At 61.3% G+C, this 26,251-nt stretch carries 24 protein-coding genes; 13 read left to right on the top strand and 11 right to left on the bottom strand.

Going from position 1 to position 26,251, the window contains the following annotated elements; translation table 11 throughout:
- Positions 1-53: 53 nt before the first annotated feature.
- From ABF859_RS06725 to ABF859_RS06705, 5 genes are all read left to right on the top strand, one after another.
- Positions 54-1,118: a FecCD family ABC transporter permease gene (locus tag ABF859_RS06725; RefSeq protein WP_415527009.1), complete on the top strand. Its 1,065-nt coding sequence runs from the start codon at positions 54-56 to the stop codon at positions 1,116-1,118.
- Positions 1,115-1,897: an ABC transporter ATP-binding protein gene (locus ABF859_RS06720; RefSeq protein WP_415527008.1), complete on the top strand. Its 783-nt coding sequence runs from the start codon at positions 1,115-1,117 to the stop codon at positions 1,895-1,897. Before ABF859_RS06725 ends, ABF859_RS06720 begins: the two co-directional genes overlap by 4 nt.
- Entirely contained in the window at positions 1,894-2,895 is a 1,002-nt protein-coding gene (locus ABF859_RS06715; RefSeq protein ID WP_415527007.1) for an ABC transporter substrate-binding protein, read from the top strand. Before ABF859_RS06720 ends, ABF859_RS06715 begins: the two co-directional genes overlap by 4 nt.
- A gap of 26 nt (positions 2,896-2,921) precedes the next feature.
- Complete coding sequence (locus ABF859_RS06710; RefSeq protein WP_415527006.1) at positions 2,922-5,069, top strand: family 20 glycosylhydrolase; 2,148 nt, start codon at positions 2,922-2,924, stop codon at positions 5,067-5,069.
- Between the two features lie 61 nt (positions 5,070-5,130).
- Positions 5,131-5,793, top strand: coding sequence for an HAD family hydrolase (locus ABF859_RS06705; RefSeq protein ID WP_415527005.1), 663 nt, complete (start codon positions 5,131-5,133; stop codon positions 5,791-5,793).
- 15 nt (positions 5,794-5,808) lie between these two features.
- Here ABF859_RS06705 and ABF859_RS06700 read toward each other — a convergent pair whose 3' ends face one another.
- The 5 genes from ABF859_RS06700 to ABF859_RS06680 all read right to left on the bottom strand — a co-directional run bounded on the left by ABF859_RS06700 (position 5,809) and on the right by ABF859_RS06680 (position 10,085).
- The gene (locus tag ABF859_RS06700; RefSeq protein WP_415527004.1) at positions 5,809-7,257 is read right to left on the bottom strand and encodes a glycosyltransferase; all 1,449 of its coding nucleotides are present in this window, start codon (positions 7,255-7,257) and stop codon (positions 5,809-5,811) included.
- A gap of 113 nt (positions 7,258-7,370) precedes the next feature.
- Positions 7,371-8,450, bottom strand: coding sequence for a LacI family DNA-binding transcriptional regulator (locus ABF859_RS06695; protein WP_415527003.1), 1,080 nt, complete (start codon positions 8,448-8,450; stop codon positions 7,371-7,373).
- A 216-nt stretch (positions 8,451-8,666) separates the two neighbouring features.
- Positions 8,667-8,924, bottom strand: a complete 258-nt coding sequence (locus tag ABF859_RS06690) for a hypothetical protein (protein WP_415527002.1) — start codon at positions 8,922-8,924, stop codon at positions 8,667-8,669.
- A 127-nt stretch (positions 8,925-9,051) separates the two neighbouring features.
- On the bottom strand, positions 9,052-9,441 hold the full coding sequence (locus ABF859_RS06685) for an ArsR/SmtB family transcription factor (protein WP_415527001.1): 390 nt from the start codon (positions 9,439-9,441) through the stop codon (positions 9,052-9,054).
- Positions 9,438-10,085, bottom strand: a complete 648-nt coding sequence (locus ABF859_RS06680; RefSeq protein ID WP_415527000.1) for a peroxiredoxin — start codon at positions 10,083-10,085, stop codon at positions 9,438-9,440. Before ABF859_RS06680 ends, ABF859_RS06685 begins: the two co-directional genes overlap by 4 nt.
- 109 nt (positions 10,086-10,194) lie before the next feature.
- On the opposite strand from ABF859_RS06680, the gene ABF859_RS06675 reads away from it, so the two are divergent.
- From ABF859_RS06675 to ABF859_RS06665, 3 genes are all read left to right on the top strand, one after another.
- Positions 10,195-11,121 (top strand): MBL fold metallo-hydrolase, encoded by a 927-nt coding sequence (locus ABF859_RS06675; RefSeq protein ID WP_415526999.1) that lies wholly within the window; start codon positions 10,195-10,197, stop codon positions 11,119-11,121.
- Between the two features lie 64 nt (positions 11,122-11,185).
- Positions 11,186-12,874, top strand: a complete 1,689-nt coding sequence (locus ABF859_RS06670) for a TIGR01244 family sulfur transferase (protein ID WP_415526998.1) — start codon at positions 11,186-11,188, stop codon at positions 12,872-12,874.
- Positions 12,875-12,881: 7 nt separating this feature from the next.
- Positions 12,882-13,649: a sulfite exporter TauE/SafE family protein gene (locus tag ABF859_RS06665; RefSeq protein WP_415526997.1), complete on the top strand. Its 768-nt coding sequence runs from the start codon at positions 12,882-12,884 to the stop codon at positions 13,647-13,649.
- A gap of 7 nt (positions 13,650-13,656) precedes the next feature.
- Here ABF859_RS06665 and ABF859_RS06660 read toward each other — a convergent pair whose 3' ends face one another.
- Positions 13,657-14,007 carry a hypothetical protein gene (locus ABF859_RS06660; protein ID WP_415526996.1) on the bottom strand — a complete coding sequence of 117 codons (351 nt, stop codon included), beginning with the start codon at positions 14,005-14,007 and terminating at the stop codon, positions 13,657-13,659.
- A gap of 292 nt (positions 14,008-14,299) precedes the next feature.
- Between ABF859_RS06660 and ABF859_RS06655 the strand changes: the two genes are divergently transcribed.
- Positions 14,300-14,842 (top strand): cupin domain-containing protein, encoded by a 543-nt coding sequence (locus tag ABF859_RS06655; protein WP_415526995.1) that lies wholly within the window; start codon positions 14,300-14,302, stop codon positions 14,840-14,842.
- A 255-nt stretch (positions 14,843-15,097) separates the two neighbouring features.
- Positions 15,098-15,451 carry an STN domain-containing protein gene (locus ABF859_RS06650; RefSeq protein ID WP_415526994.1) on the top strand — a complete coding sequence of 118 codons (354 nt, stop codon included), beginning with the start codon at positions 15,098-15,100 and terminating at the stop codon, positions 15,449-15,451.
- Between the two features lies 1 nt (position 15,452).
- On the opposite strand, the gene ABF859_RS06645 is transcribed toward ABF859_RS06650, so the two are convergent.
- Genes ABF859_RS06645 through petA form a run of 3 tightly spaced genes read right to left on the bottom strand, consistent with a single transcriptional unit; the run spans position 15,453 to position 17,953 of the window.
- On the bottom strand, positions 15,453-16,148 hold the full coding sequence (locus ABF859_RS06645) for a cytochrome c1 (protein ID WP_415526993.1): 696 nt from the start codon (positions 16,146-16,148) through the stop codon (positions 15,453-15,455).
- Positions 16,145-17,308, bottom strand: a complete 1,164-nt coding sequence (locus tag ABF859_RS06640; protein ID WP_415526992.1) for a cytochrome b — start codon at positions 17,306-17,308, stop codon at positions 16,145-16,147. The genes ABF859_RS06645 and ABF859_RS06640 overlap by 4 nt, the downstream gene beginning before the upstream one ends.
- A gap of 12 nt (positions 17,309-17,320) precedes the next feature.
- Positions 17,321-17,953: a ubiquinol-cytochrome c reductase iron-sulfur subunit gene (gene petA, locus ABF859_RS06635; RefSeq protein WP_415526991.1), complete on the bottom strand. Its 633-nt coding sequence runs from the start codon at positions 17,951-17,953 to the stop codon at positions 17,321-17,323.
- Positions 17,954-18,116: 163 nt separating this feature from the next.
- Between petA and ABF859_RS06630 the strand changes: the two genes are divergently transcribed.
- Both ABF859_RS06630 and ABF859_RS06625 read left to right on the top strand, forming a co-directional pair.
- On the top strand, positions 18,117-18,593 hold the full coding sequence (locus tag ABF859_RS06630; RefSeq protein WP_415526990.1) for a c-type cytochrome: 477 nt from the start codon (positions 18,117-18,119) through the stop codon (positions 18,591-18,593).
- A 128-nt stretch (positions 18,594-18,721) separates the two neighbouring features.
- The gene (locus ABF859_RS06625) at positions 18,722-19,375 is read left to right on the top strand and encodes a TetR/AcrR family transcriptional regulator (RefSeq protein WP_415526989.1); all 654 of its coding nucleotides are present in this window, start codon (positions 18,722-18,724) and stop codon (positions 19,373-19,375) included.
- A gap of 15 nt (positions 19,376-19,390) precedes the next feature.
- On the opposite strand, the gene ABF859_RS06620 is transcribed toward ABF859_RS06625, so the two are convergent.
- Entirely contained in the window at positions 19,391-21,715 is a 2,325-nt protein-coding gene (locus ABF859_RS06620; protein ID WP_415526988.1) for a TonB-dependent receptor, read from the bottom strand.
- A 232-nt stretch (positions 21,716-21,947) separates the two neighbouring features.
- On the opposite strand from ABF859_RS06620, the gene ABF859_RS06615 reads away from it, so the two are divergent.
- Entirely contained in the window at positions 21,948-24,254 is a 2,307-nt protein-coding gene (locus ABF859_RS06615) for a TonB-dependent receptor (RefSeq protein WP_415526987.1), read from the top strand.
- A gap of 54 nt (positions 24,255-24,308) precedes the next feature.
- Here the strand turns inward: ABF859_RS06615 and ABF859_RS06610 are convergent, their stop codons facing one another.
- The gene (locus ABF859_RS06610; protein ID WP_415527090.1) at positions 24,309-26,066 is read right to left on the bottom strand and encodes a putative bifunctional diguanylate cyclase/phosphodiesterase; all 1,758 of its coding nucleotides are present in this window, start codon (positions 26,064-26,066) and stop codon (positions 24,309-24,311) included.
- Positions 26,067-26,251: the final 185 nt, after the last annotated feature.

Genomic DNA, 26,251 nt, shown 5'->3' with positions numbered 1-26,251 from the left:
AACCTGGGGCTGCTTCGTCCGTGGCAGGCGGGGTTCTGGCGGGGGCGATGGGCATGGCTTATGGTTCCCTCGTGGCGGCTTCTGCTGCCGTACTGCCGAGAGGAACCATCATTTCTGCCCGTCCTGCCCTGATCTGGTTCCTTGCATTGGCGGGCGTTGTTCTGAGCGTCCTGTGCGCGCTCTGTCTAGGGCGGTATCCGCTGTCTCCACTGCGTGTGATGGCCGTGTTCGGGTCTCTGCTGCATCTGTCCTCCGTCAATGATCCCGTGGCGCAGGTTGTCGTCATGCAGGCGCGTCTGCCCCGGATCGTGGCGGCCCTTCTGGTCGGGAGTGCGCTGTCCTGCGGGGGCGCGACCTATCAGGCGGTATTCCGCAATCCGCTGGTCTCGCCCGATCTGCTGGGAGTTCTGAGCGGGGCGGCATTCGGGGCGGCGCTCAATATTGTCAGTGGCGGATCGGCAGTCGTGGTGCAGCTTGGTGCTTTCGGAGGGGGCCTGCTGGCGGTCGGCTTTGGTCTGCTCGTGGGAAGGACGGTGCCGGGGGGCGGGATCCTGCCGCTGCTGCTGGGGGGCCTGATCGGCAATGCGGTTTTTACGGCGCTGCTGTCCCTGGTGAAATATCTGGCGGATCCGATGGACCAGCTTCCGGCCATCGTGAACTGGCTTCTGGGCAGTCTGGCCCCCAGCGGATGGCAGGAACTGGGCTGGATGTCGGGGCCGCTGATCCTCCTGACGGTGGCGCTTGTTCTGTGCGCGCCGGTTCTGGATGTGCTGTCGCTCGGGGATGACGAGGCGCGCAGTCTGGGGGTTTCGGTGCGGGTCATGCGGCCCATGCTGATCGTGCTCGCGACGCTGGCCTGCGCGATGACGATCTCCATGGCGGGGATCATCGGCTGGATCGGGCTTCTGGTGCCGCATGTGGCGCGGCTTCTGGTCGGGGCGGAGCATCGGAACATGATGCCGGTCTGTGCACTTCTGGGGGCCGGGGGGCTGGTGCTGGCCGATACCTGTGCGCGCAGTCTGACGACGGGGGAAGTTCCGCTGGGGATCGTCACGCAGCTTTTCGGGGCGCTGGCGTTTGTGCTGTTGCTGCGGCGTCTGTGGAGGGGGGTGGGATGACATTCCTGTGCTGCAGGGGGCTGACCTTCTGCCGGCCCGGACGGGCGCAGCCGGTTCTGGACGGTATCGACCTTTCGCTGGAACAGGGGGAACTTGTCGGTCTGCTCGGGCTGAACGGGGCGGGTAAGAGCACGCTGCTGCGGCTTCTGATGGGGTTTGTGGCCCCGACGGATGGGGCGGTCTTTCTGGACGGGCACCCCCTGCGGGAGTGGTCGGCTCCGGCGATTGCGCGGCGTTTGGCCTATGTGCCGCAGAGTCATGTGACGGCTTTTCCCTATAGCGTGCGTCGGATGGTGGAGCTTGGGCGTGTGCCTTATGCGGGGCTGACGGGACGCCTTGGGGCGGAGGATCGGAAGGCCGTGGCGGCGGCGCTGGAGCGGATGGGGCTGGAAGGGCTGGCGGAGCGGCCGGTCACGGAACTCTCTGGCGGGGAGCGCCAGCGTGTGGTGCTGGCACGGGCGATTGCACAGGATGCGCGGGGACTGCTGCTGGACGAACCGATGGGCGGGCTGGATTACGGACATCAGATCCGGCTCGTTGCGCTGCTGGATGATCTTGCGCGGGAAGGGCGGCTTGTTATGCTCACCTCGCACCGGCCGGAGGAACTGTATGTCCGCGCCAGCCGGGTCCTGATCCTCGATCATGGGCGGATTGAAGCGGACGGGCCGCCGCAGGACGTTGTGACGGCGCAACGGATGTCAGCGCTTTACGGGGTGCCTCTGCGACAGATGGACCATGCCGGAAACCGCTTTTTCCATCACGGGAGGGACGAGGAATGAAACAGTCACGGATCTTGAAGCGGCTTCCGGCTCTGACCCGTCTGGCGCTGCTGGGGACAGCTCTGGCCGTGGCGCTTCCGGGGAATGCTGTGCATGCGGCCCCTCCCGAGCGGATCGTGGAAGGGTGGTACGCGCATAATGCGACGCTCATCATGCTGGGCGCGCAGGACCGGATCGTGGGAACGGTCGCACGGGCGGCCATGCTGCCCTGGATGTTCCGGCTGGTGCCGTCACTGGCGAAGGCGGAGACGCTGGATCCGGGAAACCTCAATACCGAAGAGCTTCTGGCGCTGCATCCGGATCTGGTGTTCGTAACGGAGTCGGGCCATGCCGCCGACGCGCTGACACGGGCAGGGCTGAATGTCGCACCGGAAGGATTCAACCGTTTCGACGCGATGCTCGACTGTGTGGACGGGACCGCGACGCTGCTTCAGACGTCGCTGGCTGCAAAGCGTGCGCAGGCTTACCGGACAACGTTCCTTCAGGTGATCTCGCAGGTCCCGACCAATCCGCAGGGGCCGCGTGTGCTGCATGTCGAATCCCTCAAACCCCTGCGCGTCGATGGCGATGACACCATCATCGACCAGTGGATCCGCAGTGCGGGCGGTCAGAACGCGGCGAAGGGCATCCATGGCAACAAGCAGCCAGTGTCCATCGAGCAGGTTCTGGCGTGGAACCCGGATATTCTCATCATTGGTGCCAATGCGGGCGATCCGGCGACGCTGGGGAAGGACTCCCTCTGGTCGAAGATCAGGGCCGTGCAGACGGGGCGGGTCTATCGCAATCCGACGGGACTGTTCCCGTGGGACCGGTACGGACCGGAGCTTCTGCTTCAGGTGATCTGGGCGCGGCAGATCGTTCAGACCGGTCAGGTGGATGTCCCGGCGATGATCCGGTCGATCCGCTCTTTCTATCATGATTTCTATGGGATCGCGCTGTCTGCCGGGGATGCCCAGCGGATGCTCGATGCCCTGCCTCCTGCTTCCGACACGCCCTGAAATCCGGACAAGGATCGTTTTTTCGTATGATGCAGACAGCCCCGTATCGGCGCCTGAGTGCCTTTCGTCGTGTTCTCGTGGTGGGGGCGGTCCTTGTGTCGGGCAGTGTCTGCCCCGCCTGGGCTGAGGAAAGCCTGCTGCCGGTACCGCAGAGCGTGTCGGTGTCCAATGGCGTGGCGCCCGTCGGGGGCGGCATTCAGATCGTGTGGGATACACGGCCGTCGCCTCTGCTGTTGCGGGCAGCGGCACGGTTTACGACACGTCTGACCGCCATTGCCGGGTCCGCGGGGCAGGGAGCGCCTTATGTGCTGCATGTCTCCGCAGGGCAGGACCGCGCGTATCTGAGCGTGGATGAAAAGGAGCATTACGCCCTGACGACCGCCGCCACGGGCGGGCGTCTTGAGGCGGACGGCCCCGCCGGTGTGATCCATGGTCTGGCAACGCTGCTTCAGCTTGTCCGTGCTGCTCCGGAAGGGGCTGTGGTCGAGCGGATCCATATCGACGATGCGCCGCGTTTTGCCTGGCGTGGGCTGCTGCTGGACGTGTCGCGGCATTTCGATACGGTCGAGACGGTGGAGCGGCAGCTTGATGCGATGGAACTGGTCAAGCTCAATGTCCTGCACTGGCATCTGAGTGATGGCACGGGGTTCCGCGTCGAGAGCCGGATGTTCCCGAAGCTTCAGGACGTGGGGTCGCACGGCCAGTATTACACGCAGGCACAGATCCGCGAGGTCGTGGCCTATGCGGCGGACCGGGGTATCCGGATCGTACCGGAAATCGATGTGCCGGGTCATGCGCTGGCGATCGTGCGGGCCTATCCGGAACTGGCGGCCCAGCCTGTGCCGGATGCGGGAATCAAAGGGGAGAACCTCAACAACGCCGCGCTGGACCCGACCAACCCACAGACGCTGCGGTTGGTGCGGGTGCTGTACGGGGAAATGGGCGGCCTGTTTCCGGACCGGTATGTTCATACCGGGGGCGATGAGGTCGTGGCCTCCCAGTGGACGAAAAATCCGGCCATCGCGGCTTATATGAAAGCGCATGGCTTCGAGACGGCGGCTGCGCTTCAGGCGGCCTTTACGGGAGAGGTCGCGAAGATCCTTGCTGCGCAGGGGCATGTCATGATGGGGTGGGATGAGGTCAGCGAGGCGCCGATCCCGAAGAATGTCGTTGTCGAACCCTGGCGTGCGTCGAAATGGACCGGTTCCGCAACGCGGGCCGGGCATCCGGTTGTGGTGTCTGCGGGGTATTATCTGGATCTGCTGCGTCCGTCCGCCACGCATTATGCGGTCGATCCGTTCGATACCAAGGCTGATGGCCTGACGGCGGACCAGCTTGCGAAATATCCGCCGAAAAATCCTGATTTTTTCGTGCCTTTTACCCTGGATGAGCATGCCGCCCCCCTCGATGAGGGGCAGAAGGCGCTGGTCATGGGGGCAGAAGGGGCGCTCTGGGCGGAAATGGTGTCAGAGCCGATGCTGGAGGCGCGTCTGTGGCCCCGGATGGCGGCACTGGCCGAGCGGTTCTGGTCCGCGCAGTCCGTCCGGGACGTACCTGATCTGGAGCGGCGTCTGCCGGGCGTGATGACCGAACTTGAGGCGACGGGACTGCAGGCGTCACAGCATCAGGAGGCCATGCGCGAGGCGATGGCGCCAGGACGTTCGGGGCCTCTGAAGATTCTGACGGAGGTGACGGTTCCGGTCCGCAATTATGCGCTCAATCATCTTGCGGTATCGAAGGGTGAGGCGATGCTGTCTGCGCCCGTCGCGGTAGCCGATCCGGATGCGTTCGCGGCCATGCGGTTCAATGCAATGGCCCGGCGCTATGTGCAGGGCGAAGCCGGGTTGGCGGCTCCCCTGCGGCAGATGCTCCAGCGCTGGGCCGGGAATGACGCGGCGTTCGTGGCCAGTGCGAAGGGGGTGCCTGTTCTTGAGGACGTCGTCCCCGTGTCCCATGCGGTGGGGCTGCTGTCGCGGGCGGGGCTGAATGCCCTCGACGGGCGGGAGGGTTCGGCCTGGCGGCTGGATGCGAACCGGCTGCTTCAGGATCAGGAACAGGCTTTTGAAAACTCCGTCAGCATGCTGGCGGCCCGGCACAGCGCGCAGCCGCCGGGGGGACTGCTGATTGCGATCCTGCCAGGGGTCCGGGCGCTTCTGACGGCTCCCCGGCCGTAAGAGACGCGGTTATTGCGGGCAGAGGGGTGGATTTCCGGGTCAGGGCGGGGGAGAAGAAGGCATGACACGCTTTCCGATCCTTCTTCTCGATTATGACGGCACGCTGGCGGAAACGCAGCCGGCCATTCTGCGCAGCCTGAAAGAGGCTTTCGGCGCCAGCGGGATTGCCGCCCCGTCTGCGGAGGTTCTCAGGCAGGAACTTACCCGTGGCGGGACGCTCCAGACCCTGTTCCAGGCCATCGTTCCTGACAGCGATGCCCATGATGCTGCGACTTTCGTGCGTCATTACCGTGCGTTCTATCCGGCGGCCGACGTGGAAGAGACCGTCCTGTTCGACGGCGTCGTGGAGACCCTTGCCGCGCTGAAGGAACAGGGAAAAACCCTTGCCATTCTCAGCAATAAACACGCACCCACGGTCTGTGCGAGCATTGCGCGGTTTGGCCTGACATCCTTTTTCACTGGCGTCATCGCCTCGGAGCCGGACTTTCCGCACAAACCGGATCCGCGTGTCATGGAAGAGCGTGTCCTGCCGCTTTTCCCGAAACAGCCGCGCTCGGATTTCCTGATGGTCGGTGATACGGCCGCAGATCTCCAGTTCGCCCGCAATGCCGGGATTGCCTCGTGCTGGGCCAGTTACGGTCACGGGTCCGCAAGCCAGTGCAAGGTGCTGCGGCCTGATATGCAGATCGACGTCTTCAGGAATATTCTGGCTCAGGCCACCTGACAATGGAAGTTCCGGTCAGTCGGTCTTTTCCGGATCATTTGGGGACCATCCCTCAAATGGTGTCTGGTCACGTATCGACTGCATATAAGCCAACATGGCAGATGTTCGATCACCCGTACCCCAGAAATGGACGAACCCCGTGTACTGCATCTGCGGTCGTTCTGACATGTGGAGGTCATTCATTCTGATGGCATGGTTCCAGTAGTAGGAAATCTTTTCTGTCAGAAATGTCAGGTCAACTGAGTGTGTGAGTATGCCGACATAATTGGCAATGCTCTGATCAAAATGGCTGAGGCTTCTTCTGTCCTGCATTTTTTCTGAAAAACGATAGATGCATGAGTGAATGATTTTCAAAATGAAATCGAAGTCTTCAATGCGGGGAATCGAGATTATCCCGGAATTAAATCCGGGGCTATCAAGGTCATATGCTTTGCTCCGGGGGTCCATTTCGAATAATTCGGCCCCAACAGAGGGGCTTTCCTGTAATTTGGAGAAAGCTTCCATTTGTGCTGAAATGGATTTGCTTTTAAATATCGTCTCGAAAGTTTTGTTGATTTCATTGTCTACGACGATATCAGTATCCATGTAGAGCAAAGGGCTGAACTGGTAGAGTGGTTTCCATTCCGTAATTCGGAAGCGGGCCGCGTAAAAGTCCAGATTGGCTTGTCCATGAAGATTCCAGACGTGACATGTGAAAAGCTCTGTCGAAGGACATTGTGTTCGCAGAACCTGTTCTTCCAGATCAGTAACGATCAGGATATCTCCGCTGTATTTCCCGAATTCGGCAAGTGACGCCAGGCTTACTTCCAGGGTGTCCAGGCAGAACTTCCCGAAAGCGCAGAAATAGACCAACGGACGGTAAAGCTTGAAGCGGTGGGGCATCCATAGATCACCCCATAGAACAATCTCGGCGAGATAGCCTTCCCGTGTTCTGCTAACAGGATTTCCACAATGCGAAGTAAAGTTTTCAGAAATACTGAAAATATTGTCACCGACCTGGATCTGGAAGTCTTCCAGAATTTTCATGTCAGACGGTCTGATTTTTCTGCCGGTTTCGTCAATCCATTCGTGTGTCACAAAAAAATGAAGTTTTTCGACTTCACTCTGCGTCAGTAGAAGGAGCCGTTCCCAAGGATTTCGGTGTTCCTGAAAAACGCGGACAGTGCCATCGATATGGGCAGTCAGATAGCCATCCCTGGCCTTGAGGAATGAATATCCGGCTTCATTTAACGGAACGAACGGCCCAAAACCTTCAACTCCCGTGTGGATCTGGAGAAGGTTCGTGTAAAAAGGGTGGCAGTTATCAGTTTCGGCTAATGTCTCCAGTCTGACATGCTGCATGATTCCAGGAATGGAACCTCTGACAACGACAGTTCCCCATCTCGTAAGAAGGCCGCAATACTCCGGTTGATCCTGCATGATTCCGTCTCGTCTTGGTTGTCCGAATGGATGATATTCAGCCATTTTCAGGAATTATCAGACTGGCGGAATAATGTCGATATTCGGCGTCCGTAGCAGGAAGTGCCGACGGCCCTACTTCTGGAAAAGATCAATATATACCCGGAACTACCGGTGATTTATTGTGATGGCGCGGTATTGATGCTGCCGCGCAGCACGAGTTCGGTGTCCAGGATGACATTTTCGCTGCCTGTGGTGGCGGCGCCCAGCAGGCGGACGGCTTCCGTACCCTTGCGTTCGTGGGGCTGGCGGATCGTGCTCAGATCGGCTCTTTCGGCTTCGGGAATATCGTCGAAACCAAAGATCGACACATCCTGCGGGATGTTCAGCCCGAGGGCCCGGATGGTCTGCATGGCCCCGATGGCCACGCGGTCGCTCATCGCGAGGATGGCAGTCGGGCGTTGGGCGCGGTTGAGCAGGTGGCGCACGCCTTCGGCGCCCATGTCTTCGGAATTGATGGGGATTTCCCATGCAGGGACGTCCTCGGGGGCGATTTTCGCTTCACGCAGGGCCAGCATGTACCCCTCAAGCCGCATGGCGATGGTACTGTGAGCGATATTCGCGCGGCGCTTGGCCGTCAGGGGGCCGAAATATCCGTCATGGGCCGTCTTGAGCGACAGGATGCCGAAATGACGATGACCGAGATCGAGCAGGGTTTTTGCTGCCCGGTAAGCTGATCCTCGGTCATCGATTCCGACATAGGGCACACCGTTGAGGCGGGGCTGATCCACGACCACGAGAGGGACGTTGCGCTGCTGGGCCATCAGGACGCAGCGGCTGTCGGGAGCGACGGAATAGAGAATATAGCCGTCCACGGCGGCGTTGCCGAGCGAGACGGGGGCGGCACGGTTGCGGAGGTTGCTGCCGGCGGAGATCAGGGCGAGATCGGTTTCAAGCTCATCACAGGATCTGGCAACACCGTTGAGTACACTCAGGATCGCGGGATCAGAAAAGGCATAGGGCAGGTCTTCGCTGAAAAGAAAACCCAAAGCGCCAGCGCGGCCGGTGGCAAGCTGTTTGGCGGCGGGATCAGGGCCGGTGTAACCGAGCTCCTGGGCGGCGGCGAGGATCTTCTCGCGCAGGGCCGCGGAGAGTTGTCCGGGACGGATATAGGCGTTGGAGACTGTTGTGTGGGAGACGCCGACCTGCGCCGCCACGTCCTTGAGGGTCACTTTGCGGCGGTCGTGGTGTCGGGTCATTGTTCCGGTCTGTCCAGTAACGACACCAGACCCGTCATGTCAGATCCTGACGCTCGCAGTATGGTGTCAGTGCTTTTTTGAAAATCACTGGAAACACCATACCCATTCCCTCCGCCATAGACCAGTCACGGGCGCGGGAGGATTTGCGAAAATGTGTAGTTTTATATCCGCGTCCCTGCCCACCGCACTGGGAAGGGCTATCGGTCCGTCGTGAGGTCAGCCCTGTTTCGGCTTCGGCGCGGGGGCCTTCTTTCCTTGTGGCAGGGGGGTGAACATTGCACGGCATTTGGGGGAAAGCTGATCGATCTTCTTCTTCATGCAGGCGGTGATCTTGGCCTCGTTGGGAATGGCCAGCGTACACAGACGGATGGCGTCGCCCTGACAGGCCTGTTTCTGCTGTTCGCGGGTGGCGGCTGAAGCGCCCTGTGTCAGTGCAAATGTCAGTCCGGTCAGGGCGATGAAATAACGGATCATATGGTCTCTCCTTACCTTCAGGTAAGCGTATGGGAGGTTTCACAGTTTCAGCCCCGAAGCACTTTATCGCAACTGTGACTCCGCTCCGTTCTTCAATAAGGACCGGGCAATTCCGGATTGGGGACTGTCAGGGGTGAAGAATACGGGCAAATCGTGCTGAGGCCGCCGGGCCGGGCGCGGGTTCACTGATGTTGGCGGGGCCTGGCAGTTCTGGGGGTATGGCGCCGGGTTGCAGGCTCATCAGCAGGGCGCGGGCGCGACGGGCGTCCGGTGTGTCGGTCCAGCAGTAGTGGATGGCGCGGGATTCGCGCTGGGATTCGATCAGACCGGCGCGTCTGAGTGCGCCGAGATGCTGGCTCAGCGTGGGTTGGCCGATGCCGGTCATGGTTTCGAGTTCGCTCACGGCGTGGGTGCTGTCGAGCAGGGCCGAGAGGAGCATCAGGCGCTGGGGCTGCGCAAGGATGCGGAGCCATTCAGCCAGTTCGCGGCTTTTCTCGAGGGGAAGCAGGACGGTCATGAACGCTCCCGGGCCATGGGCTGGAAGAACCATTTCGCGCCAGCCTTTTCCACGGCGGCCTGCGTCTGGAGCGGGGGCGCGACCGTGCGCTGCCCTGGCTGCCAGCCCTCCGGCGTGAGAGCACCTGCGCGGTCCACTTCCTGAAGGGCACAGAGCAGGCGCAGCAACTCGGGGATGGAGCGTCCGACGGTGGCCGGATAGTTCAGGATCGCCCGGATCGTGCCGCTGGGGTCGATCACGAAGACCGAGCGCACTGTGGCGCTGTCCTGTGCCGCGCAGTCGAGCATACCGTACGCGCGGGCAACGGCGAGGGACGGGTCCTCGATGATGGGGAAAGGGATCTGGACCCCGAACTGCGTGTTGATGGCCTCGACCCATGCCAGATGGGCCGGCAGGCTGTCGGCCGAGATGCCGAGCAGGGCGCAGTCCCGCTGCTGGAATTCGTCCGCGCTGCGGGCGAGGGCGATGAACTCGCTGGTGCAGACCGGCGTGAAATCGGCCGGATGGGCAAAGAGCAGCACCCAGTGCCCCCTCAGGGCGCTCATGATGAATTCGCCATGGGTCGTGCGGGCGCTGAAATCCGGAGCGCGGTCGCCGATGCGTAGGGTCGGGAGTGAGGACTCAACGGGGAAAGATGCGGTCATGATCCGGTTCCAAAAGCATCGGGGCGCTTGACATGCAACACTTACAATATTAACTTAACAGTTAATGAAAGTGTCGTAAAGACATTCCACAGCCAGCAAGGTAAGCGCCATGCATGACGCAGCAGTCCAGGCCGCGACCGCGCAGATCCGCCGAACCGAGCAAGGCTCTGCGCCTGCGCCGGTTGTCTGCACCTTCTTTGATGAAGCCACCAATACCGCGAGCCATGTCGTTCACTGCCCCGTCACGAAACATGCGGCGGTGATCGACTCTGTGCTCGATTATGACGCGGCTGCCGGGCGGACGTCGCATGGGTCGGCGCAGGCGATTGTCGATTACGTGGTGCGTGAAGGTCTGACCGTGGACTGGCAGCTTGAGACGCATGCCCATGCCGATCATCTTTCCGCTGCCCCCTGGTTACAGGAAAAGATGGGCGGAAAGCTTGGGATTGGTGCGGATATCATCCGGGTCCAGGCAGTGTTCGGCAAGATTTTCAATGCCGGGACGCGGTTTGCGCGGGACGGGTCGCAGTTCGACCATCTGTTCACCGATGGCGAGACCTTCCGGATCGGAGAGCTTCCCGTGACGGTGCTGCATGTCCCAGGGCATACGCCGGCCGACATGGCGTTCGTGATCGGCAATGCGGCCTTTGTGGGCGATACGATCTTCATGCCGGATTTCGGGACGGCGCGGGCGGATTTCCCGGGGGGCGATCCGCGGCAGCTTTTCCGCTCCATCCGCCGTCTGCTGTCGCTTCCGGTCGAGACGCGGCTGTTCCTGTGCCATGATTACAAGGCCCCGGGGCGGGACGAGTATGCCTGGCTGACGACGGTCGGGCATGAGCGGGCTTACAACATCCATGTCCATGACGGGGTGAGCGAGGACGCGTTCGTGGATATGCGGACGGCCCGGGATGCCACTCTGGACATGCCGCGTCTGCTGATGCCGTCCGTACAGGTCAACATGCGCGGGGGGCATCTGCCTGAGCCCGAGGCTGATGGCGTGAGCTACATCAAGATTCCCGTCAACCGTCTCTGATGTCGCACCCCGGCGCGGACTGCGTGCCGGTTTTTTGATCTTTTTTTCCGTTTCTGGAGTTCCCATGCCGACCCGCCATCTGACCGAAAGCTATGCCGTTTCTCCCCAGATTGCCGTGAAGGAAGTTGCGGACCTGAAGGCGGAGGGGTTTCGGACGATCCTCTGCTTCCGTCCCGACGGGGAGGCGCCTGACCAGCCGGACATGAACATGATCGAGGAGGCCGCGAAGGAGGCCGGGCTGGCTTTTGCCGCGATCCCGATCAAGGCCGGGACGGTGCCGAATGAGGCGCAGGTCGCGCAGACGCGGCAGGCTCTGGCCACGCTTCCCGCGCCGGTTGTCGGCTATTGCCGGTCAGGCGCGCGGGCGGGACAGATCTGGGCTCTGGCCGAGGTGGGCAAACGTCCGGCTGCGGAAATCTTTACGGCGGCGAACAAGGCCGGGGTGGATGTCAGCGGCCTGCGGACGCGGATTGAGAGTGTCGCGGCGCCCTCCGTGGCTCCCCGCAAGGATGCGGCCCATTTTCAGGTGCTGATTATTGGCGGCGGCGCGGGTGGCCTGTCGGTTGCAGGGAGTCTGCTCAAGCGCAACAGCCATCTGTCCATCGGTGTGGTCGAGCCGTCGAACGAGCATTTCTACCAGCCGGGCTGGACGCTTGTGGGCGGAGGCGTCTTTCAGGCGGCCCGGACGCGCCGCAAGGAAGCGGACGTCATGCCGAAAGACGTCGTCTGGGTACGGCAGGCGGCCAAACTGTTCCGGCCGGATGTGCGGGAAGTGGTTCTGGGGGACGGTTCGGTCGTCTCCTATGATGCGCTGATCGTGGCGACGGGCATTACGCTGAACTGGGATGCCATTCCGGGTCTGGCGGAGACGCTGGGCAGGAACGGCGTGACGTCGAACTATCGCTTCGATCTGGCGCCCTATACCTGGCAGCTCGTGCAGCAGCTCAAGGGCGGGACGGCGATCTTCACGCAGCCGCCCATGCCGATCAAATGTGCCGGTGCGCCGCAGAAGGCCGTCTATCTGTCCTGTGATGCCTGGAAGCGCCGGGGCGTGCTGGACAGCATTTCGGTCGAGTTCGATACCACCACGCCGGGGCTGTTTGGCGTGAAAGAATTCGTGCCGCCGCTGATGGAATACATCCACCGCTATCATGTCGGGTTGCACACCGGATCGAAGCTTGTGGAAGTGGATGGTCCGAACCGCACGGCGACCTTCGAGCGCAAGGCTGGCGAGGGTGTGGAGCGCGTCGAGCGCAAGTTCGACATGCTGCATGTGGTGCCGCCGCAGAGCGCGCCGCAGGTGATCCGTGAGAGTGCGCTCGCAGGGTCGGACGGGTTCGTTGAGGTCAATCCGGCGACGTTGCAGCATGTGCGTTTCCCGGATGTGTTCGCCATTGGTGACGTGATCGGGACATCTTCGGCCAAGACGGCTGCGGCGGTCCGGGTGCAGGCGCCGGTTGTGGCGACCAATGTGCTGGCGTTCCTGAAACATCAGGCGCCGGTTTCGGAATATGACGGCTATGGCGCCTGTCCGCTGACGGTGGAGAACGGCCGTATCGTGCTGGCCGAGTTCCGTTATGGCGGCAAACTGGCACCGACGCTGCCGAAATGGCTGCTCAACGGTCAGAAGCCAACGCGGCTGGCCTGGTGGCTCAAGAAATATGTCATGCCACTGATGTACTGGGATGGGATGCTCAAGGGACGCGAGCTTATGGTCGCGCCCAAGCCCCTGAACGCGAAGAAGGGCGGCTGAACCGGCCGTGCAGATTGCGCTCGAACTGGTCTGCGGCATCCTTGTGGGGTTTACGCTGGGCCTGATCGGGGGTGGCGGCTCCATTTTGGCCGTGCCCCTGATGGTCTATGTGGTGGGAGTGAAGAACCTCCATGTCGCGATCGGGACGAGTGCGATGGCTGTGGCGGTCAATGCGCTGGCCGGGCTGGTCAGTCATGCCCGGGCCGGGACGGTCAAATGGAAATGTGCGGCCATTTTCGCGCCTTGTGGTGTGGTGGGTGCGCTCATCGGGGCGGCGTTTGGCAAGGCGGTGAACGGGCAGAAGCTGCTGCTCTGTTTTGCGCTGCTCATGGTTGTTGTGGGCGTGCTCATGCTGCGGGGGCGGTGCAACAGGGGTGAGGTCGGGGCGGCGTGCAACCGCCAGAACATGCCGCGCGTCATGATGGCCGGAGCCGGGACGGGCGTGCTGTCCGGATTTTTCGGGATCGGGGGCGGGTTTCTGATCGTGCCCGCGCTGATTGCCTGTACGCGGATGCCCATTCTCAATGCGGTGGGAACGTCGCTTGTGGCCGTGGCGGCGCTGGGGGCGAGTACGGCGCTGAGTTACATGCTGTCAGGCTATGTGGACTGGGTGATGGGCGCGCTGTTCGTCGCGGGCGGTGTGGTCGGCAGTTTTCTGGGCACCCGGGCCGCGAAACGCCTTTCGGGTTCCGGGCCTGCTCTGACGACTTTCTTTGCCTGCGTGATCTTCGCGGTTGCAGCTTACATGATCTGGAGGAGCCTTGCGGCCCTGTAAGGAAGGGTCAGTCGAGGCCGAAATTCGGGAAGATCGTGAAGCAGACCATCGAGAAATAGAACATCACGGCCAGCAGGATGTGACACATATAAAGCGGCGCGATCATGGCGCCGCGCCTGCGGAAGAAGGCCATCAGGACGCCGAAGGCCGCGATGGCGACGGCAAGGGCCACGTTCAGCATGAGGCGGCTGTCACCGTTGCTCAGTGCAATGATCAGGAAGACCGATCCGACCACGGCCGACCCGACATGAAGCGGAGTAAGAAAGCTGAAGGGGCGTTTGTAGCGGGCCGCGAAAATTGCGAGCCAGACACCCATCATCACCGTCAGAGTGAAACATCCCGTCGAAGCATACAGCATCTGTAATCCACCTTGCGCCTGATGTATCCGCACATACTCTCGGAGCCGTGACCGGAATATCCAGAAGTCACCATGTCTTTCAGATCTTGCGAGACAGGTCGCTCCGACTGAATCTCTACTCCAGAACGGTTTTTCGGGCCAGACGTTCCCCGCGTCAGGGCCGGGTGGAGGATGCGGTGGGGCCATATGTGAAAAAATAATACCGCCTCCCGGTATGCGGATTTTGCAGGTTTCCTTTCTGTTTCGATATGACATACTGGCGATACGGAACGGGACGGGAGGATACAGCGGGATGGATCTGGGAACACGCCTGCGCTTTGTCCGGACGGCCAGAAACCTCTCCCAGCGTGAACTGGCCAAACGGACCGGCGTAACCAATTCCACCATCTCGCTAATCGAGTCCGGGGACATGAACCCTTCCGTCGGGACACTCAAGCGTGTGCTGGACGGGATTCCCGTGACGCTCGGGGAGTTTTTCAGCATTGCTCCCGAGGGGAGCGAGAAGGTTTTCTATCACGCGGATGAACTGGTCACGTTCGAGCAGGGGGGCGTGATCTTCCGGCAGGTGGGGGCACCGCTGTTCGGCAGAAGCCTTCAGATCCTGCGCGAGACCTATGCCTCCGGCGCCGATACAGGGGCCGCGGTCTATGCCCATGAGGGTGAGGAAGGTGGATTCATCCTGCGGGGACAGGTGGAAATCACGGTCGGAGACAGGCGGGAACTTCTGGGGCCGGGGGACGCCTATCATTTCGACAGTCGCCAGCCCCACCGTTTCCGCTGTGTCAGCCCCGAGGGCTGCGAGATCATCAGCGCCTGTACACCCCCGACGTTCTAAAGCCTCCTGGGCTCGAGTCCTGCCCGCTGGCGGCGCCGTCCGGTCAAAAAAGCGGGAGGTGTGTGGCTTTCTGACGTCTGTAGCGTTCTGACCGCTGGCGGGCCTGACCGGGGTGTGGTCTGGGACAGACATGCGCAGCGGAGAGCCACGGACATGCCAGACCGTCCGTATTCTGAGAGTCATGACAGTCGCCGTCGGTCCAGATGCCGGCACAGATCCACCCCGATAGCCGGTTCTTTCAGGAAAGGGCTGGCCGTGGGGGCAATGTTCTGTGTCTTTCTGGCATGCGCGCCGGTTTCCGCGGAAACGGTGACGCGGACCCGGGATATCTGTCCGGCCCGGAAGACGACCTTACAGATCGGGACAAAAACGCTGGCGGCGGCGGTGGCGGAACTGTCCCGCAAGACGCAATGCCCCGTCCTGATGGATTCCGCGCTTTTGCAGGACGGGAACAGTATGGCGCTTCAGGGGTCTTACACACCGCGTGAAGCGCTGATCCGTCTGCTGGGGAATGCAGAACTCGATGTGATCGAAACGGTTCAGGGGCTGGCCGTCATGCCTCTGACCTATCGCGCCGCACATCGCATGGACCACGCCATGCGGATGTAGATCAGGGGCGGGATTTCCAGACCCGCCGCTGGAGCAGGAAGGTCAGGAGCGCCATCAGGACGAGATAGCCGAGGACGTAGACGCCGATCCGTCTGCGCTCTGACCGGTGCGGGTGGGCGACCTGATCGAGAAAGACGGAGACGTCGCTGGCCATCTGTCGGGAGGTGGCGGGGGTGCCGTCGGGATAGGTCAGCATACCGTCCTGAAGCGGCGGGGGCATACCGATATGCTTCCATTTCAGGGCGGTGTTGTAATAGCGGCCGTCGTCGAGTTTCACGCCCGCAGGCGTCGGGGCATAGGACAGCAGGATCTGTCTGATCCTGTCCGGACCGCCGGGGAGAGTCAGGGCCAGTCGCGAAAGATCCGGGGGAAGCAGACCGTGATTGGCGAGGCGCCCCAGCGCTTGGTTGGGATAGGGCGAGAGAATGGGATCGGAAGGTGTCGCGTGGCGGGTCTTCGGGTCCCCGTTGTCGTCCACGCCGTCTGGCAGTTCCTGATCCGCGGCCCATTTGCGGATGTCATCCGGGGAGAGACCCACAGCAGCCATGTCTCCGTAATCGACGTGTTCCATGCCATGGCAGGCGCTGCAGACCTGCTGGAAAACCATCAGGCCGCGCTGGGCCGGTGTGCTGGCTGAGGCTGTGCTGGCTGCGACAAGAGGCACGACGAGGAGAAGGGGGCTGATCCAGCGGTTCATGACGTCATCTCCCGTTCGGAGGCCAGCGGCATGACGAGGAGGAAATGGATGAACCACCATCCCATCGCCAGACGGCTGACGATCAGCCATGTCTCGGTGGGGGGGTGCATGCCTGCGATGCCCAGCAGGATGAAGGCGGCGAAGGCGAGGGGCAGCGAGAGCCGCACTGCCGGGCGGCGGGTCGCGGTTCGCGTTGGGGAACGATCCAGCCAGGGCAGGGTGAACAGGACGGCCAGACTGCCCACGGCCAGAACGAGTCCTCCAAGGCGGGAGGGCACCGCGCGGAGGATCGCGTAGAACGGGGCGAAATACCATTCGGGCCGGATGTCGCGGGGTGTGACGAGTGGATTGGCCTGAACGTAGTTGTCCGCGAGGGTCAGGAGGTCGGGCAGGAAGAAGACCAGTCCGGCATAGACCATCAGGAACAGGCAGAGCGCGAAGCCGTCCCGGCTGGTGTAATAGGGGTGGAACGGCAGGGTCTGGCTCGGGCTGACGGGCTCGACGCCCGAGGGGTTGTTCGATTTCACGACATGCAGCGCTGCGACATGCAGGGCGATGGCGCCGAGGATTGCGAAGGCCATCGTGAAATGCAGCACGAACAGGCGATGCAGGGCGATGTTCCCCAGTGTCTCCCCGCCGAGCAGAAGTTCGGAGAGCGGGCGGCCGATGAGGGGAATGGTACGCATGGCATTGAGCACCACCGTGGCCCCCCAGTAGGACATCTGGCCCCAGGGCAGGATGTAACCCGCGAAGGCCGTGACCATCAGCATCAGCATCAGGCCGAGGCCCGTCAGCCAGAGCAGTTCGCGCGGGGCCTTGTAGGAGCCGTACCACAGCCCGCGCCCGATATGGATGTAGAGGCAGGCGAACAGCATGGTTACGCCGCCCATGTGCAGGCTGCGCAGGAACCAGCCCGAGGGGATCTGCCGGTCGATGGCTTCGACGCTGGCGAAAGCCTGTGTGATGTCGGGCGTGTAGTTGATCGCAAGGAACAGGCCGCTGGCGATCATGAAGGCCATCGTGACGATCAGGAAAGCACCAAAGCTCCACAACGCGTTGAGGTTGCGCGGCATCGGGAAGGCGACATATTCGCGCCGAAGGAAGCCCGTGACCGGGAAGCGGCGTTCGAGCCAGCCGGGGGTTCTCTCAGGTGAGGGCATGTGGTCCGGTCCTCAGATCTGCTGGATGTCGGACATGCTGAAGCCCGGATCGCCCGCGCTGTGGCCGATGCGGATTTTCGTGTCGGAGAGAAAAGTCACGGGCGGGACGGGCAGATTGTAGGGGGCAGGCGCCCGTCGCAGGACGCGGCCAGCGGCGTCGAAATGCGAGCCATGGCAGGGGCAGAAATAGCCGCCCTTCGCGTCGGGGGTGGAGCCGGGTTTCTCGAAGGAGGGCACGCAGCCCAGATGCGTGCAGATCCCGATGAGGATGCCATAGTCCGGACGGACCGAACGATGCCAGTTCGTGGCATCCTTTGGCTGCTGGAGGACTTTCGAATCGACGTCCCGCAACGCGGCCATGTGTTCGGGGGCCTGAAGGGCGGCCAGCATCTGCGGGGTACGGCGCTGGATGAAGATGGGCCAGTCCTGCCACTGCACGGTCATGTCCTGCCCGGGGGCGAGGGCGGACAGGTCAACCTCCAGCGTATTGTCGGACAGGGTCGTGGCGGAGGGATTTCTCAGGCTGTTGAGAAACGGCGCGGTCAGCGCGCAGGCGCCTGCGCAGCCCAGAACGACGGTTCCGGTAGCCAGAAGATCGCGCCGTTTCGTGCCGTCCGGGGAAGGGGGCGTCTCGCTCTGGACCATGCGGAACCTCTGCCGACTGCGCCGGACATCCGGCAGGAAAGATGGCGGCAGGATAGGCGGCTTTGGTGTTTCGAGAAAGGCTGGGGGCGGTAGCTTTCGGACAACGCCGGGGCTAGTGTTTTTCAACTGCTACGGCGATGCAAACTCCGGAGGGCTTCGGGACATGAAAACGGGACACGGCTTCAGGATCATGCTGGCGGCCCTTCTGACAGTGGGGCCGGTGCTGGCGGCTTCAGGCCGGGCGGCGGATGGCGCAGCACTGTACCGGGGGAAATGCGCGATGTGTCACGGACCTTCGGGAGCCGGTCGTCCTGGGACGTTCCCACCGCTGGCGGGGCGCCTCGATCAGATCGCGGGCAGTCCTGAGGGGAAGGCCTATCTGGCGGCGGTTCTGGTGAACGGACTGCATGGCCCGATCACGGTGAACGGGCAGTCCTACAAGGGGTTCATGCCTTCCTTCCGGGCGCTGTCCGATGACGACATTGCGGCTGTTCTGACATATGGGGGCACTCTGGGGAGTGGCGGGACGTCCGCGGGGCTTTCCGCTCAGGATGTGGCATCCGTCCGGGCCACCCCGATGGATGCGGCTGCGGTTCAGGGGAAAAGGGCGGCGCTTCAGGCCAGTCATGTGATCCCCTGAGGAAAACTGGACATATTTTGTTGCCAAACAAACGCAAATGCGTCTTGTAACAGTCGATCCATATCTGAATAGCTGCGTTCAGTCAGGGATGATGCCAGCCGGTGAAATGGCCAGAGAGGGGAACGACCATGTCACAGTCCGTAGTGTCGCATACTTTACCGCTAAAGAGCATTCATGTCCCCGCACGGGACCGGACGACTGCCCGGGCACCGGGCCGTCCCGTCAATCTCAGGCTGAAGGACAATATTCTCGCCGCCATCGCCCAGGTTCTGGTCGAGGAAGGATATCAGGGCCTCACCATCAGCCGCGTGGCCAAGGCCGCAGGTGTCTCGACCGCCACGGTCTATCGGCGCTGGCCCACGAAACAGGCGATGTTCTTCGATGCGATCCGCCTGTGGCGTGACGATCTCACCCCCCAGATCGATACGGGCAGTTTTGCCGGGGATGTGGATGAACTGATCGCGGCGCGCGTCCGGTTCCTCGCCACACCGCTGGGCCGCACTTACGGGACCCTGCTGGGTGAGGCCGTGCATGACCCCCAGTTCGGTCAGGTCCTGTGGGAAACGAGCGTCGCACCTGCCCGCGCCCAGATGGCCCTGTTTCTTGAGCGCGCAAGCCGGCGTGGCGAGAAAGTTTTCTGCCAGGATCCGGATACAATCCTCGACATGCTGCTCAGCACGATCCACTTCCGCGCAATGAACATGCTGGGACGCGAGCCCATGAATACCGAGAAGAACCTTCAGGAAATCCAGTCGCTCGCGCACTGCCTGATTTCCTGCTGATCCGTCCCGGGGTTTTCAGAAGCCGTAAGAGACGCGGCCGCCGATGAAGCGCGGCGGCCCGGGGATGTAGAAATAGGTTGTCGTCGCCATACCGCCGCTCTCGAAAAAGCTGCGGTTAAGCAGGTTGGACGCATAGACCGTGGCCTCCCACTTCCCCGACGAGGGGCGCAGGGTCGCATGGGCGCCGAGCAGGAAATAGGGCGGCAGGCGATAGAAGCCGGTCCCGCCAACCGCGATCGCCTGACTGCCGCGATACGACCAGTCCGGCCCGATATCAAAGCCCAGCCCCGGCGTCAGCGCCTGTCGCCATTCCGCCTGACCGTTCAGGGTCAGCTTGGGCTGGCCATTATCCACGCCCGCGAAATTGTTGGTGATCGCGCGCCACACACCCGTTTTGGCATAGGCTGCATTGGTCGCGGCGCGGTTGACGTTCAGGAAGTCCTGATAATTGCCGCGCTGCCAGCCGATATTCTGCGTCACGAAAACATGGCGTACGGGGTGCAGTTCGATCGTGCCCTCAAAACCCCAGCTTTCGGATTTGGGAACGTTCGTGATCTCGCTCAGCGGTCCGTAATTCGGGATCAGCACCGTGCCCACGACCTGCTGGTTGTGGAAATCATTGTAGAACGCCGCCCCGTTCAGGCGCAGGACATTGGGGATCGGATCGCTCTTGAAGCCGAGTTCGTAAGTCAGCACCGTCTCGGGGCCGAACGGGTCGAGCTGGGCCTGGATCTGGGTATTGTTGGCGCTGAAGCCACCGGGTTTGAAGCCCTTGCTCATCTTGTAATAGACGAGCGTGCTCTTCGTGGCCTGCCATGACACGCCTACCTGCCCCGCAAACTGCGCCGAAGCCGTGCTTTCGCCATGGAACGCCGTCGTCTTGCCGCCGAAGATTTCTGACGTCAGGCCGGGCAGGCTGCGGTCGTCGATTTCATGCAGCAGACCCGCGAACAGCGTCACGTTATGCGGCAGGCGATAACTGATATGGCCGAATTCGGACGTGCTCTCCTGATTCATGGAGAAGGACGTGGCCATCATGTAACCGCGCGCCGCATAGTCGGTATAGTCGAAGAAGAAGCGCTGTTTCATGCGGCTGCGCTGGTAGAATGCACCGACCACCCATTGCAGACGGCTGTCGGGATTGCTGGACCCCAGACGAAGTTCCTGCGTGAAGGCATTGGCGCTGATGGTGCGGTAGGTATCGGCTTCAGAGCGCGACGTGCCGTCCTGATCGGTGTATTCGCCCTGCCGTTCGGTCTCGAAGGCCGTAACAGAGGTGAGTTTCGCGAACCCGAAATCATGATCCATATGCAGGTCCCAGCCCCAGAACTGGTTGTGCTCGCTGGGTTTGAGACCTTCCGGACGTCCGATCAGATTGGCGAACTGTGGCCGTGAGGACCATTCGGCCTGTGTCTGGCCGAGCCGGGGCAGGCCCGTCGTGCCGATCAGGCGATGGATGGCCTGACTGGTGACGACCTGGCTGTTGTCCTGCACGAAATGGCCGGAGAGCAGGATCGTGGTGCGGTTGTCGTCTGAGTGCCAGTGCAGTTTGCCGCGCAGGGCGTAGGAATCCGCGTCTCCGAGATGGGCGCCGTTCTGCGGGTCGGTCTGCCAGCCGCCGCCCTGCCGGATCTGCCCGGCCAGTCGGAAATCCAGCCCCCTGGCGATCGGGCCGGAAATATAGGCCTCGCTGCGGCTGCGGGCGTAAGACGCGATGTCCTGACTGGCGCCGTAATGCCAGGTGCTGGTTGGATCGGCGGTACGAAAGCGGACTTCGCCGCCCGTGTCGGACTGCCCGTGCATGGTGCCGACCGGTCCGGGGGTGACGGTCGCGTCCGCCAGATCGAACATCAGTCCGCTCGACATGGTCGAAAATGCGAAAGGCACGTCATCGAAATAGGTCATGACGGTGGGGATGTTGTTCTGGGTGAAATCGTTGAAGCCGACGCCGCGCAGATAGAAATTGGTTGAGGCCGTCCCGTTGATGGACTGGATCGTCAGGTTGGGCGCCACGCGCTCCAGATCACGCAGGGTTACGACGCCGCGTTGGGTCAGGCGGTCGGCGGTGAGGCGTGTATCGGCGTCCGGGAGGTGCTGGGCGGCGACAAAAGCGAAGTCCGTCCGGCGGGCAGTGACGGCGATCGTTTCGGTGTCACGGGCCTGGATGGCGTGTGGGGCTGCCGGATGGGGGAGGGGTTTCGCGGCGGTGTGGTGAGGCCCTGCATGATGGGGCGTGCGCGCCTTGCCGGCCAGCGGCTTCGTCTCCTCCGGCGGGGCCGCAAGGGCGAGGGAGGGGCCAAGGAGACCGGCGCTCAGGAGAAGGGCCTTGCGAAACGTCATAAAAAGGGCGGATCTCCTGAAAGGGACGGTATCAGTGGGGGCACCCTGCCTGAAAAAGAGCAGGAAAGCCCGAAAAAACACCGTGCTTATATGGCACGCGCGCATCGGAGCCAACGACCACGCGAAATGGTTCTCAAGACGAAAGATTTCACTTGAACTGTTATGATATAACATAATAAGAGGGCTGCTTCGATTATCCTTCGCTCCTGCCGTCTTCCTGTCCGGAGGTTTCATGCCGTCTTTCGTGTCTGCCCGTTCATTTCTTCTGCTACTGGGCTGCACTACCGCCCTTGCCGATTCCGCATTTGCGCAGTCGGTTTCGTCCTCCACTCCGGCTTCGCAGGCGGCAACGACGCCTTCCGCAGCACAGATGGATGATGAGACTTCCGCCGCCCGTTCCAGCTTCGGTCACGCTGATGACCAGCATGGAACGACAACGACGGAAACCAGTCGTACGGGGGCGGATGACATTACCGTCAACGCTCATCTTGAGCGGGCCCGCGCAGCCCTTCAGCCGTCCACGGGTGCGACCACCTATAATTTCTCGCGGCAGGCCATCGAGACCAATCCCGGCGGTGACAATGCGGGGCTGAACACGCTGCTGCTTCAGGCGCCGGGTGTGGCGCAGGACAGTTACGGACAGATCCATATCCGTGGCGACCACAACGAAGTGCAGTTCCGTCTGGATGGTGTCGCCCTTCCGGAAGGCATGAGCGTTTTCGGGCAGACGCTCATGACCCGGTTTGCACATTCCATGTCGCTGACGACCGGCGCGCTGCCGAGCGAATACGGTTTCCTTCAGGCCGGTGTGATCGATATCAATACCAAGAACGGCTATTCGGACGCTGGTGGTGATGTCTCGATCTATGGCGGTGCGCGCGACTATTTCTTCCCGTCCGTGCAGTTTGGCGGTCATCACGGCAAGTGGGACTGGTTTGCGACGGGCGATTTCGTGCACAACCGTGTCGGCATCGAAAACACAACGCCGAGCTTTAATGCGATCCACGATCTGACCAACCAGTACCACTTCCTGGGTCATGGTCGTTACACGGTCGATGAAAACACCCGGATCAGCTTTACGGCCGGTGTGTCCAATGCCGAGTACCAGCTTCCCAACAACCCGGGGCAACAGCGTCAGTTCGCCAATCCATCCTTCGTCAATAGTGACCTGTCGCAGAAGCTGTACGGTAATGGCGACAGCTCAAGCCTGACCGAGCACCAGAAGGAAATTACGGATTTCGGCATCCTGTCCCTGCAGAAAGACATGGGTAAGCTGAGCTTCCAGACGTCCGCCGTGCTGCGTTACAGCTCGCTGCGGTACTCGCCCGATCCGCTGGGCGATCTGGTCTATAACGGTATTGCCCAGCGTGCGGCCCGTTCGGTTTTCTCAACGGGTACACAGTCCGATGCGACATGGCAGGCCGCCAAGGATCACACGGTCCGCTTCGGCTACCAGATCTATGTGGAACGAAACGTTTCCAAATCGGATTCAACCGTCTACCCGCAGAGCGGCGAGGATGCTGACGGGGAAGCAGTCTATTCCGACAATCCGCTCACCATCCATGACGGCACGGGCCGGACGGGCTGGATGTACGGGCTTTATGCGCAGGATGAGTGGCGTCCGCTGAAGAACCTGACGATCAATTACGGTCTGCGGTTTGACGGCGTGGATGAATATACCCATTCCAAGCAGGTCAGTCCGCGCCTGAACATCGTCTACAAGCCCTGGCATGGCGGGACGTTCCACGCAGGCTATTCCCGTTACTTCACGCCGCCGCCGTTCGAACTCGTGGGCGGCACCTCGCTCAACAAGTTTGCCAACACGTCCGCGGCTCCTGGAACATTCCAGAACAGTAACGTGAAGGCCGAGCGCGACCATTACTTCGACGCCGGCTTCTCGCAGACAATCCTGCCGGGCTGGCATGCGTCCTTTGATGCGTATGTAAAGCTCGCGAAAAACATGATCGACGAAGGGCAGTTCGGTTCCCCGGTCATCCTGTCGGCGTTCAATTATCGTCGCGGACAGGTGCATGGCTATGAATTCGCCACGGACTACACCCGCGGCGCCTTCAGCGTGTATGGCAATTTCTCCTGGTCGCGGGCCATCGGCAAGGACATCACCACGGCCCAGTGGAACTTCGATCCGGACGATCTGGCCTATGCCAGCAAGCGCTGGATCCATCTGGATCATGACCAGCGCTGGACCGCTTCGGCGGGTGGAAGCTATTCCTTCTTCCACCGGACCGGCCATCCGCTGCGCCTGTCCGCCACGATGGTCTATGGCAGTGGTCTGCGGGCTGACGGGGCAACGCCGAACGGGGCTTCCGTCCCGCAATACGCGACCTTCAACCTGTCACTGGTGCAGTCCTTCAAGGATCTGTTCCAGGTTCCCTTCCTCAAGCGCACACAGCTTCGTCTGGACGTGACCAACCTGTTCGACCGGACCTATCTCCTGCGTGATGGCAGCGGCATTGGCGTCGGTGCGCCGCAATACGGCCTGCGCCGCACGATCCTGACGGGCATCGATCAGCGTTTCTGACCCCTGTCCTGACGGACCGGAAGCTCCGCCAGGGAAGTTCCGGCTGCGAGGCGTTCAGAGCAGCGCCTTGTACCGGATTTTTTCCAGTGCTGCGGGAATGTCCATGACCGGCACCGCTTCACACAGAAAATCTCCCTGCACGAAATCACATTCCATCTCCAGAAGCGCGCGCACCTGAGGCGCGCTTCCGATCCCCTCGGCCACCACCTTGCGCCCAAGACTGTGAACGATGTCGATCACGCCCCTGATGATCGCCGCATCCGTTCCATGACGTTCCAGCCCGGCTACAAACGCCCGGTTGATCTTCACATAGTCGAACGTGATGGTCTTGAGATGGGTCAGGGACGCAAATCCCGTACCGAAATCATCAAGGGAAATCTGGACACCTTTGCGGTGAAGGGTATCCAGTTCCTGTTCCACCTGCCGATGGTGGGGGCGGCAGAAGATGTTCTCGGTGACCTCGAGGGCCAGGGTATCGAGTGGAACATTCATTTCGTCTGCCAGAGTGGCGATCTTGTGAAAGAAATCGCCGCCCTCCAGATCGCAGGACGTGATGTTGATGGCAATGCGTTCGAAGCGGATGTTCTGGTCGTGAAGCTGGCGGATGTCCTGCATGACCCGCTGCGTGACGAAACTGTTCAGGGCCAGGGTCAGTCTCGGGTCTTCGAAGATTTCAGGGAAATGCTGCGGGGAAAGTACGCTGTGTTGCGGATGGTCCCAGTGCAGGAGGGCTTCGAAGGAAATGCGGCCCGGTATCCTTAGGGAAAAGATGGGCTGATAGAAGACTTCGATGCTCTGGTTGCGCAGCCCGGTCTGGACGCGTTTGCGAAGACGGGCCGCGAGATCAAGTTTTTCTTCCATGGCGGAATGATATTTGCGGATGCGGTTTCGCCCGTCTGTCTTTGCGGCGTAGAGAGCGAGATCGGCGCATTTCAGCAGCGTCTTTTCCCGTGCATCGGGCAGTGGAACGGAAATGTAACCGATGCTGACGGTGCAGGCGTGGGTCATGGTCCGGTTGCGAAAGCTGAAACGCATCTGGCCCAGGATGTCCAGGAGGGTCATTTCAAACTGGGACGGGGCATTGCCGGTCATGAGGATGGCAAATTCATCGCCGCCAATGCGTGCGATGAAACATCTGTCGTTCTGGAACGACTGGAGTTTCTCGGCCACCTTACGCAGAAGGCGGTCACCGGAATCGTGGCCTGACGTGTCGTTGATGGTCTTGAAGGTGTCGATGTCGAGGAGGGCCAGGCAGATATGGTCGGCTGTACTTCTGCGCAGCGTCCGGCGCAGGGTATGGGAGAAATGCTGGCGGTTGGAAATCTTGGTCAGGAAGTCGGTATTGACCGCTTTCTGAAGATTCTGGCGGCTGGATTTCAGGTGGTTTTCAGCCTGTTTGCGGGCTGTGATGTCAAAGCGGATGGCGACATAGCTCGTGACCTTGCCGCTTTCCGAAACATGGGGAACGATGGTTGTATCGACCCAGTAAAGGGCGCCGTCGCGACGGCGGTTGCAGATCTCGCCATGCCAGACATGGCCCGAGGCAATGGTCCGGTACATCTGCCGGAAGAACTTCTGGTCGTGCTGACCGGAACGCAGCATCCGGTGGTCGTTGCCGATGAGTTCGTCGCGGGTGTAGCCGCTGATTTCCTCGAAGCGGGTATTGACGGAAAGAATCCGGCCACGGGTATCAGTAATAGCAACAATGGCGGAGCAGTCCAGAGCGTGGAGGACGAAGTCATCACGGGTACCCTGAGGCCAGTTATTTATATAATTCAGGCTTCTCCTGAAATCATCCTCTTGTTTTTCCATCACTCAGGTTGACTCTCTCGATAGGAGACCTGAGTGATGCCATACAATAATTAAACGTTCGTTAAAAGACTGTCATGGCATTTTCGTATCGGTTTTTGCGGATCTGTTGCGGAAGTTTTCTTTATGTCTTGGAGAGGGTGTTGGTTTTTATTTGATGTATTTCAGTAGAAAGGTTTTTCAACGGA

The organism is Gluconobacter sp., assembly GCF_047722525.1.
GTDB lineage: Bacteria > Pseudomonadota > Alphaproteobacteria > Acetobacterales > Acetobacteraceae > Gluconobacter.
The sequence above is the reverse complement of the archived record's forward strand: the minus strand, read 5'-3'. Positions and strand labels throughout refer to the sequence as shown.